The sequence below is a fragment of the Campylobacter sp. RM19073 genome (assembly GCF_024723495.1).
Classification (GTDB): Bacteria; Campylobacterota; Campylobacteria; order Campylobacterales; family Campylobacteraceae; genus Campylobacter; species Campylobacter porcelli.
The window spans coordinates 1-9,509 of record NZ_JANQCT010000034.1; the positions used below are offsets into that span (position 1 = coordinate 1).

Below are 9,509 nucleotides of genomic sequence, written 5' to 3' on the forward strand. Positions count from 1 at the left end.
TTGGATTTTTGATGATTGCGCTTAGTTGCTATTTGTTTGTTTTAAGAAGGAGTAGTATTGATAGGGATTATTGATTATGGTGCTGGGAATATTAGAAGTGTGCAAAATGCGCTTGAGTTTGTAGGTGCTAAGAGTGAGCTAGTTAGCGATGCTGATCGTTTAAAGGAGTATGATAGACTTCTTTTACCTGGAGTTGGTGCTTTTGGCAAGGCGATGGAAGAGCTAAAATCTCGTGGCTTAGATAGTGCGATTTTAGAGTTTATATCCAGTGGTAAGCCATTTCTTGGGATATGCCTTGGAATGCAACTTTTGTTTGATAAAAGCTATGAATTTGGCGAGCATAGCGGTTTGGGTGTGATTAAAGGAAGCATTGTAGAGTTTGACAAAACTAAATTTAAAGAGCCATTAAAAGTTCCGCATATGGGCTGGAATATGGCTAAATTTACAAAACAAAGCAAGATTATAAAAGGTCTTAAAGATAGTGCTTATCTATATTTTGTGCATTCATATCATGCTATTTGTGATAGCAAATTTGCACTAGCTTATACAGATTATGGATATGAATTTGTCAGTGCTGTAGAGTATGAAAATGTCTATGGCTTTCAGCCTCATCCTGAGAAATCTCACGATAATGGGCTAAGAATTATTAAGAATTTTATGGAGCTATAATGGAAAAATATATGGCAATAGATTTAAAAGATGGCAAGGCAGTAAGGCTATCAAAGGGGGTTATGGATAGTGCGAAAATTTACTCTAATGAGCCTTGGGAGCTAGCTAAGAGATTTAGCGATGCTGGGGCAAAGTGGCTACATATTGTAGATTTAGATGGGGCTTTTGCTGGAGATGCGTTAAATTTAAAAACCATAGAAAAGATAGTGAGTGCGACGAATTTAAATATACAAATTGGCGGTGGAGTTCGTAATGAAGAGCGTATAAAGAGCTATTTAAGCTCAGGTGTAACTAGATTGATCTTAGGCTCAGTGGCACTTAAAAATCCTGAATTTGTAAAAGAGATGGCAAAAAAGTATAGAATAGTTGTAGGCATTGATGCTAAAGATGGCTTTGTAGCGGTTGAAGGCTGGGCTGAAGTTAGCAAGATGGAGGCCACTCATTTAGCTAAATTATACGCAGATGCTGGAGTAGAGGCGATAATAGCTACTGATATTAATAATGATGGTATGCTTTGTGGGTTAAATTTAGATTTTACCACTTCTATCGCAAAGGCTAGTGGCATTGCCACAATCGCAAGTGGAGGAGTAGCAAATTTATCTGATTTAGAGGCTGCAAGCAAGGCTAAAGGGGTATCTGGAGTTATAATCGGAAAGGCGTATTATGAAGGCAAAATAGGGCTTAATGATATTTTTGGAAATAATTTTTAGTTATTAAAGTTATTTTAAAAGTAATTTTAGATAAAATACCGCCAAAGTTGTGAAAGGATAGTTATTGAAGTTATTAGTTGTTGATGATAGCTCTACTATGAGAAGAATTATAAAAAATACATTAGAAAGACTTGGTCACAAAGATGTATTACAAGCAGAGCACGGCGTGGAAGCTTGGGATTTACTTTGCCAAAATCCAGATATTGGTGTTTTGATTACTGATTGGAATATGCCTGAAATGAATGGTTTGGAGCTTGTCAAAAAGGTAAGAGCAGAGTCAAAATATGAGAATATGCCTATTATAATGGTAACTACAGAAGGTGGTAAAGCTGAGGTTATCACAGCGTTAAAAGCTGGCGTAAATAACTATATAGTCAAGCCATTCACCCCTCAAGTTCTTAAAGAGAAGCTTGAAGATGTCCTTGGGTAATGAAAGATAAATATTACGAATTAAAAGTCTTATCTTCGCAAATAGAGCTATTAAAAGATCTTGTATTTGAATTTGGATTTACCTGTATAGAAGAGATCGATAATGGCTTTATCATTAGAGATGAAGATAATTTAAATGATATTAAATGGGGACTTGAAGAGTTTGCTAATCGCCTTGAGTATGATATAAAGAGCGATTTGCAGCTTAAAGATAATAAAGATTGGATTGATGAGTATAAAAAGGGTGTAGCCCCTATCGTGGCTGGTGATTTTTATATTAGACCTAGTTGGGAGCAGCCAAAAGATGGGTTGATAGACATTATCATTGACCCAGCTCTTGCCTTTGGATCAGGGCATCATGAGAGCACAAATTCATGCCTAAAGCTAATCTCAAAATATGCTAAAGATTATAATGAAGCCTTAGATGTAGGCTGTGGTAGCGGTATTTTAAGCATAGCTATGGCAAAGCTAGGTTTGAGCGTGGATAGCTGTGATACAGATGAATTGGCAGTTAAAAGCACGATTGATAACGCTCAAAAAAATAGCATAAATATACACAAGGTCTGGACTGGCTCAGTGATAAATAGCGACCAATGCTACGATTTAGTGGTGGCTAATATTATCGCTGATGTTATACTATTTCTTGCAAATGACCTAAAATCTAAAGTCAAAAATAGTGGTATTATCATACTATCTGGAATTCTAACAAAATATAAAAGCAGAGTTATCAACGCCTTTAGTGAATTTGAGTTAGTGGAAAATTTAACTCAAAATGAGTGGGAGAGCTTTGTATTTAAAAATCAAGGAAAATAATGGAAAATAAAAATCAATCAAATGGAAATAATAATAGTTTTTTTAACAAAAATCCTATTTTAGTATTTGCGATTTTTGCTGTGGTGATGGTGCTTATATTTCGCAGTATAAGCCCTGATGAGATGGGGATTTCTAGTGGAAATTCTAAAAATATCAGCTACTCAGAGTTAAAATCACTCATTAAATCAAAGCAGATAAATGAAGTTGTGATTGGTCAAACCACAATCAAAGCAAGTGGAAATTCTCAAACATATGTGGTTAAAAAGGTTGCAAACGACCAGACTTTAGTTCCACTTTTAGAAGAGAATAATATCAGTTATGGTGCATATAGCGAGAGTAATTGGCTAAGCGATATGCTATTTTCTTGGGTTATTCCTGTGTTTATATTTTTTGCTATTTGGATGTTTCTTGCTAGTAGAATGCAAAAAAATATGGGTAGCGGAATTTTGGGTATGGGAAGCAGTAAAAAGCTAATTAATAGCGAAAAGCCAAAGGTTAAATTTGATGATGTTGCTGGAGTTGAAGAGGCTAAAGATGAGGTTAAGGAGATTGTAGATTTTCTTAAAAATCCTGAGCGATATATCCGCCTTGGGGCTAAGATACCAAAAGGGGTATTATTAGTAGGGCCTCCAGGAACTGGTAAAACCTTACTTGCTAAAGCTGTGGCCGGTGAAGCTGAAGTGCCATTTTTTTCAGTTTCAGGATCTAGCTTTATAGAGATGTTTGTTGGCGTTGGTGCAAGTAGGGTTAGAGATCTTTTTGAAAATGCTAAAAAAGAAGCCCCAGCTATTGTCTTTATCGATGAGATTGACGCCATTGGTAAAAGTAGAGCCGCTGGATCTATGATGGGCGGCAATGATGAGAGAGAGCAGACTTTAAATCAGCTTTTGGCTGAAATGGATGGCTTTGATAGTGATAAAAGTCCGGTAATTGTCCTAGCAGCGACTAACCGCCCAGAGGTTTTAGATGCGGCACTTTTAAGACCAGGTAGATTTGATCGCCAAGTTTTGGTTGATAAACCTGATTTTAAAGGTCGTGTGGATATATTAAAGGTGCATAGTAAAGAGGTTAAACTCTCAAATGATGTCAATATGGATGAGATTGGTCGTTTGACTGCTGGGCTTGCTGGGGCGGATTTAGCTAATATTATAAATGAAGCTGCTCTTTTGGCTGGTCGTTCTAATAAGGCTAAGATTGACCAACAAGATTTGGTTGAAGCGGTTGAGAGAGCTATTGCAGGGCTTGAGAAAAAATCTCGCCGAATAAATCCAAAAGAGAAAAAGATAGTTACATATCACGAGTGCGGACATGCCCTTATAGCTGAAACTACTAAAGGTGCTGATAAGGTTACTAAGGTTTCAGTTATCCCAAGGGGGATAGCAGCTTTGGGCTATACTCTAAATGCCCCAGAAGAGAATAAATTTTTAATGCAAAAGCATGAGCTTATAGCAAAAGTTGATGTTCTCTTAGGTGGTAGGGCAGCAGAGCAAGTATTTATCAAAGAGATTAGCACAGGTGCTAGTAACGACCTTGAGCGTGCTACTGATATTATTAAAGCTATGGTTTCAATGTATGGAATGACTGATGTAGCAGGGCTTATGGTGCTTGAAAAGCAAAGAAATGTATTCTTAAATGGTGGTCAAACCTTAAAAGATTATAGTGATGATATGGCAAAAAAATTAGATGAATTTGTAAAAAATTTCTTAAATGAGAGATTTGAAGCAGTTGTAGCTACACTTGAGCTATATCGTGGTGCTATAGAGAAGATGGTAGAGTCTTTATATGAAGAAGAGACTATAGAAGGAGCTAAGGTAAGGGCAATTATTAGGGAGTTTGAAGAGGCTAATGGATTGCCTACTCGTTTGGTTGATATCGAAGATGAGAATTCAGATATTAAAAAGGCAAAAGAGAATTAAAATAGATGGATAATCTAGGAATTATAAGCAAATATGGCTATAAATGCGTTTTAATATCGGGATTAATTTTTATACTATCTTGGGTTTTTGATTTTTGGTTTTGGCTTTTTGCTGCTTTATTTATTGCTACTTTATGGGTATATAGAAACCCTGAGAGACTACCACAAAGTGAAGAAGCAAAGGCTATTTTATCACCAATTGATGGGATTGTAGAGAGTATAACAAAGTGTAATTATAATGGACAAAGCTATAGCCAAATTGTGATTCGCAATAGAATTTTTGATTCTGGGGTTTTGCGTGCCGTTTGCGATGTTGATGAGTTGATTATCAAAAAACGAAGCGGTCTTAATATACATAGTAGCGATTCAAATCTAAATTTACTTAGTAACCGAGTTACTATAATGTCAAAAAAAGAGGATATTATAATCCGTATTAGCACTTCAGCGTTTAGCTCTAAAATATATTTAGAAAATTTCACTCATATGAAATCTGGTCGTAGAATTGGTTTTTTAAAAGATGGCAAAGTCGCAGTTTTAATGCCGTTAAATACGAGAATATCTTATTCCAAAGGGGATAAAATTAAAGCTTGTAATGTGATAGGTTATATAGATGAATAATAATAAATTTATATACATACTTCCAAATTTATTTACAGCCGGTAGTGCATTTACTGGTATTATTAGTATTTTAGCAAGTGCAAATGGTGAGTTTGGTAAGGCTATTTTTTATATTGTAGTCTCACTTGTGCTTGATGGTTTAGATGGTAGAGTGGCAAGACTTACAAAAACTACTTCTAAATTTGGGGTAGAATTTGATAGTTTGGCTGATTTAGTGGCTTTTGGAGTGGCTCCTGCTATGCTATTTTATTTTAGTATTGCAGATGAATTTGGTAGATTTGGCTCGCTTATTACGGCGATGTTTGTGGTATTTGGTGCGATTAGACTAGCTAGATTTAATATTACAACCAATGAAAATGAGCCAAATATATTTATCGGTTTGCCTATTCCAACTGCTGCTATAGTGGCTGGATTTTGGATTGGAATTTATAATAAATATGAGATTATGCAAGGATATGAGTTTGCATTTCTTATTTTAATGTGTCTGCTTTCTATATTGATGGTTTCTAATGTGAGGTATCCAAGCTTTAAAAAAGTGGATTTTAGCCGCTCAAATTACATTAAAGCTCTTGTTATATTAGTAATTATATTCTCTTTTTTATATTTATACCCATTAGAATCAGCCACTGCTTTGATTTCTATTTATACTATATATGGTATAATTCGCGCTATTTGGGCAATGTTTTTTGCCAAAAATATAAAGATAAAGGAGCAAAAATGATAGCAAATGGTAAAAAAATTTATATATTTATTTATAAACTCTCTTTGTTAAATCTGCTCTGTAGCTCTTTTTAATTCAAATTCATGCGTAATACGCTATAAAATATTTTAAATTTAAGGATAATAAAATGGATAAGATTATAATTTTTGATACGACTTTAAGAGATGGTGAGCAAAGCCCTGGTGCATCTATGAATACTGAAGAGAAAATTCAAATAGCACTTCAGTTGGAGCGTCTTGGGGTTAATGTTATGGAGGCTGGATTTGCCGCTGCTAGTCCTGGGGATTTTGATGCGATTAATCAGATTGCTAAACAGGTAGAAAATATTAAGGTAGCTAGCCTTTCAAGAGCTCTTGAGCGCGATATTAAGGCGGCTGCAGATGCCATTGCACCGGCTAAAAATAAAAGAATTCACACATTTATAGCCACTAGCCCAATCCATATGGAACACAAGCTTAAAATGAAGCCAGATGAAGTTATCAAAAGAGCAGTTGAAGCGGTTAAATACGCTAAAAGCTTTGTAGATGATGTTGAATTTAGCTGTGAAGATGCTGGAAGAAGCGATATATCATTCTTAAAAGAGATTTGCGATGCGGTGGTAAATGCTGGAGCTAGAACCTTAAATTTACCTGATACGGTGGGTTTTAGATTGCCTTATGAGATAGCTGATATGGTTAGAATCATGAGTGAATATATCGGCAATAGAGCTATTATCTCAGTTCATAATCACAACGATCTTGGCCTAGCTGTAGCAAATACTTTAGCAAGTATAAAAGCTGGAGCTAGACAGGTGGAATGCACCATAAATGGACTTGGAGAGAGAGCAGGTAATGCTGCTTTAGAAGAGATCGTTATGGCGATTAAAACAAGAAGCGATGAATTTAGTGGATTATATACTGATATTGTTACAAAAGAGATCTACCCTACAAGTCGCCTAGTAGCTAGTATCACTGGTATTGAGCCTCAGCCAAATAAGGCAATTGTAGGTAAAAACGCCTTTGCTCACGAAAGTGGCATTCATCAAGATGGTATGTTAAAATGTGCTCAAACATATGAAATAATCAAAGCTGAAGATATAGGTGCTAAGAGAAATACTTTAGTTTTAGGTAAGCATAGTGGCAGACACGCTTTTAAAGATAAGCTTATAAATTTGGGTTTTGATCTTGATGATGATGAGATTAATGAAGCTTTTGGTAAATTTAAAATACTTTGCGATAAGAAAAAAGAGATTTTTGATGATGATATTAGAGCGCTTGTAAGCGATGAGATTATTAAAATTCCTGAAATTTATACTATTGAGGCCTTAAGCACCAACTCTTGTAATTTAGGCCACGCAAGTGCGGCAATTAGTATTAAATTTAATGATGATATTATCAGTGATGCAGCTCTTGGCAATGGCACAGCCGATGCGATATTTAAAGTGATAGATAGAATTAGCAAGGTTGCTGGTGAGTTAAAAGATTATAAGGTCTCAGCAGTATCACAGGGCAAAGACGCTCTTGCGAAAGTTACGGTTAAAGTGGCATTTGGCTCTAGTGAGCCTCCATTTATCGGGCATGGGCTTGATATAGATACTATGATGGCAAGTGCAAAAGCATATGTAAGTGCGTTAAATAGCTATTTAAGTATGAAAAAATAATAATATGAATTTGGCTATTTATAGCCAAATTTGCTTAGCACATTTTACACTCATAAGGTCAAAATATTTTTTTAAAAAATCCGATATATGGATAAAGGAGATAAAATGCAAGTAAATAACACAAATAGCTTAGATTTTCTAAGTATCAATCCAAATTCCCAAACCAATATCGATAAAATCAAAGAGTCTGCAAGCAAAGTAAATGCAAACGAGCTAACAAGAGGCTATTATATGCAGTTTATGCAGCAAACTCTTGATTATTCAAATGGCAATTTTAATATGCAAATAGGTCTTACTAGCCTTAGCTTTACTAATCAGGGTAGTAGCGCAAGCGATTTCACTCAAGGATTAAAAGATCTATTAAACCAAAATATAAATATCACTGGCTACAATGGCAAACCAATTGGCGATCTAAGCTCGCAAGAAGCAAGTAATCTAATAAGTGATAATGAATACTTTGGTATTAATAATACCGCAAATCGCATAGCTGATTTTGTCATAAATGGAGCTGGTGGCGATGTAGAGAAGCTAAGAAGCGGTCTAGAAGGGGTCAAAAATGGCTTTTCTCAAGCTGAAGCCCTATGGGGACAATCCTTGCCAGATATATCGCAACAAACAATGGGAAAAACGCTAGATAGATTAAATCAAGCTATTATGGAGCTTAGCGGTAATGCTATCAATGTTACTGCGTAGTGTATTTTTGATTATTTTTACGCTTTTAGTGGCTGGGTGCGTAGCTACTAAAAGCACACAAGAATTAGTTAAAAATAACTATATAAAAGGCACTATAACCTCCATTAGTAAGGTAAATGGTGGCTATGTCTATACCATCACATCAACTGATACAAGCAATGGTAAGCTCTCATCAGCACAAGGATTTAGCACGAAACCTTGCAATGTAGGGGATTTAGTTTATGCGAGATTAAATGGAGCTAAATTTGATTATTTTGCTATTTTAATCCAAGGCTATGAAAGCATAAAAGAGCCAGCCATAATCAAAAATTACCATCGCAGCAAGAAAAATCTCACAGCAGATAAAATTCCAGTAGCCGAAAGCATAGAGTTTTAATATCATAATAAGAAATTTATTTACGCTTTTTATACAGATATATAAGATATATATAAATACTAGCTTTGTATATAAAATTTGGCTAAACAAGGCTAAATTTTACTATTTTTCTTTTTAGCCACTTCGCTTTATTATAATTCACCATATTTTTTGGCCTACGGTTAAATTGAATAATCATAATTTCATAATAAAATTTCGCTCCACTTCTTACACGGAATTTTTACTAATCCATTGGCGAAAATTTAAAATGCAACCATTGACCCTTCATTCTTGTGCTTTGCACTCTCTTTGAGAAAGTCCCTATTTTTAACTTCGCAGACTAGCCAAGCTAGTCTTTTCGACCAAAGGGGAGCCTTTGGAAACCCCTAAAGTCCCTACTCCGTAGGGTGACCCTATTAAAATCTGAGCTAACGCTCAGCTTTTATAAAATAAAAAAGCCAAACTGGGAAGGGGCTCTGATTTTTAAGGGATAGGGGAACCCATTTTTACCTACTTTTAACGCACGAACAAAGTCCGTGCTAAAGTAGCAAATACTAAAGTCCCCATAAATGGGGTACCCCACTTGTGGGGGGCTTTAGGTGAGTCAAGGGAGTGTAGCTCCTTGTCGCAAAGGTCGGCTTTGCTGACCTGCGAAGTTAAAAATGGATAGGGGAAACTGTTTTGGCTTTCAAATTTTAGTTTCCCCTGTCCCTTAAAGAAAAGAATTTAAAAAATCTTTTATCGCAAAGAAATTCTTTTTCTTTTAAGGGGGAAGGGGGACGCTTTTTTGGCAGTCGCTACCCCTTCCCCCTTAACAACCCTCAACCCCTTGAAAAAGCCTTTCAAGGTTGTCAAGCTATCGCTTGATGATTTTTACTATTTTATTTTTCATCACTATTAGTAATGCTTTTAATCAAACTCCCAACTTAAAATAAAATTCACCTTCC

The 9,509-nt window shown here is 35.5% G+C and carries 10 protein-coding genes; all 10 read left to right on the forward strand.

Going from position 1 to position 9,509, the window contains the following annotated elements; all coding sequences use genetic code 11:
* Positions 1–57 precede the first annotated feature (57 nt).
* The 10 genes from hisH to CSUIS19073_RS07770 all read left to right on the forward strand — a co-directional run bounded on the left by hisH (position 58) and on the right by CSUIS19073_RS07770 (position 8,583).
* Complete coding sequence (hisH, locus tag CSUIS19073_RS07725) at positions 58–669, forward strand: imidazole glycerol phosphate synthase subunit HisH (RefSeq protein ID WP_086237960.1); 612 nt, start codon at positions 58–60, stop codon at positions 667–669.
* Positions 669–1,379, forward strand: coding sequence for a 1-(5-phosphoribosyl)-5-[(5-phosphoribosylamino)methylideneamino]imidazole-4-carboxamide isomerase (gene hisA, locus CSUIS19073_RS07730; protein ID WP_086237959.1), 711 nt, complete (start codon positions 669–671; stop codon positions 1,377–1,379). Before hisH ends, hisA begins: the two co-directional genes overlap by 1 nt.
* 64 nt (positions 1,380–1,443) lie before the next feature.
* Positions 1,444–1,809 carry a chemotaxis response regulator CheY gene (locus tag CSUIS19073_RS07735; protein ID WP_086237958.1) on the forward strand — a complete coding sequence of 122 codons (366 nt, stop codon included), beginning with the start codon at positions 1,444–1,446 and terminating at the stop codon, positions 1,807–1,809.
* The gene (locus CSUIS19073_RS07740; RefSeq protein ID WP_086237957.1) at positions 1,809–2,621 is read left to right on the forward strand and encodes a 50S ribosomal protein L11 methyltransferase; all 813 of its coding nucleotides are present in this window, start codon (positions 1,809–1,811) and stop codon (positions 2,619–2,621) included. Before CSUIS19073_RS07735 ends, CSUIS19073_RS07740 begins: the two co-directional genes overlap by 1 nt.
* Complete coding sequence (gene ftsH, locus CSUIS19073_RS07745; RefSeq protein ID WP_086242280.1) at positions 2,621–4,537, forward strand: ATP-dependent zinc metalloprotease FtsH; 1,917 nt, start codon at positions 2,621–2,623, stop codon at positions 4,535–4,537. Before CSUIS19073_RS07740 ends, ftsH begins: the two co-directional genes overlap by 1 nt.
* A gap of 5 nt (positions 4,538–4,542) precedes the next feature.
* Entirely contained in the window at positions 4,543–5,154 is a 612-nt protein-coding gene (locus CSUIS19073_RS07750) for a phosphatidylserine decarboxylase (RefSeq protein ID WP_086242279.1), read from the forward strand.
* Positions 5,147–5,875: a CDP-diacylglycerol--serine O-phosphatidyltransferase gene (pssA, locus tag CSUIS19073_RS07755; protein WP_086242278.1), complete on the forward strand. Its 729-nt coding sequence runs from the start codon at positions 5,147–5,149 to the stop codon at positions 5,873–5,875. The genes CSUIS19073_RS07750 and pssA overlap by 8 nt, the downstream gene beginning before the upstream one ends.
* Positions 5,876–6,002: 127 nt before the next feature.
* Entirely contained in the window at positions 6,003–7,514 is a 1,512-nt protein-coding gene (locus tag CSUIS19073_RS07760; protein ID WP_086237953.1) for a 2-isopropylmalate synthase, read from the forward strand.
* Between the two features lie 105 nt (positions 7,515–7,619).
* The gene (locus CSUIS19073_RS07765; RefSeq protein WP_086237952.1) at positions 7,620–8,207 is read left to right on the forward strand and encodes a hypothetical protein; all 588 of its coding nucleotides are present in this window, start codon (positions 7,620–7,622) and stop codon (positions 8,205–8,207) included.
* On the forward strand, positions 8,194–8,583 hold the full coding sequence (locus CSUIS19073_RS07770; protein ID WP_086237951.1) for a hypothetical protein: 390 nt from the start codon (positions 8,194–8,196) through the stop codon (positions 8,581–8,583). The genes CSUIS19073_RS07765 and CSUIS19073_RS07770 overlap by 14 nt, the downstream gene beginning before the upstream one ends.
* Positions 8,584–9,509: the final 926 nt, after the last annotated feature.

Excerpts from the sequence above, each read along its gene's own strand:
- hisA (WP_086237959.1), top strand. The coding sequence starts at position 669 with ATGGAAAAATATATGGCAATAGATTTAAAAGATGGCAAGGCAGTAAGG.
- CSUIS19073_RS07740 (WP_086237957.1), top strand. The coding sequence starts at position 1,809 with ATGAAAGATAAATATTACGAATTAAAAGTCTTATCTTCGCAAATAGAG.
- ftsH (WP_086242280.1), top strand. The coding sequence starts at position 2,621 with ATGGAAAATAAAAATCAATCAAATGGAAATAATAATAGTTTTTTTAAC.
- CSUIS19073_RS07750 (WP_086242279.1), top strand. The coding sequence starts at position 4,543 with ATGGATAATCTAGGAATTATAAGCAAATATGGCTATAAATGCGTTTTA.
- pssA (WP_086242278.1), top strand. The coding sequence starts at position 5,147 with ATGAATAATAATAAATTTATATACATACTTCCAAATTTATTTACAGCC.
- CSUIS19073_RS07760 (WP_086237953.1), top strand. The coding sequence starts at position 6,003 with ATGGATAAGATTATAATTTTTGATACGACTTTAAGAGATGGTGAGCAA.
- CSUIS19073_RS07765 (WP_086237952.1), top strand. The coding sequence starts at position 7,620 with ATGCAAGTAAATAACACAAATAGCTTAGATTTTCTAAGTATCAATCCA.
- CSUIS19073_RS07770 (WP_086237951.1), top strand. The coding sequence starts at position 8,194 with ATGTTACTGCGTAGTGTATTTTTGATTATTTTTACGCTTTTAGTGGCT.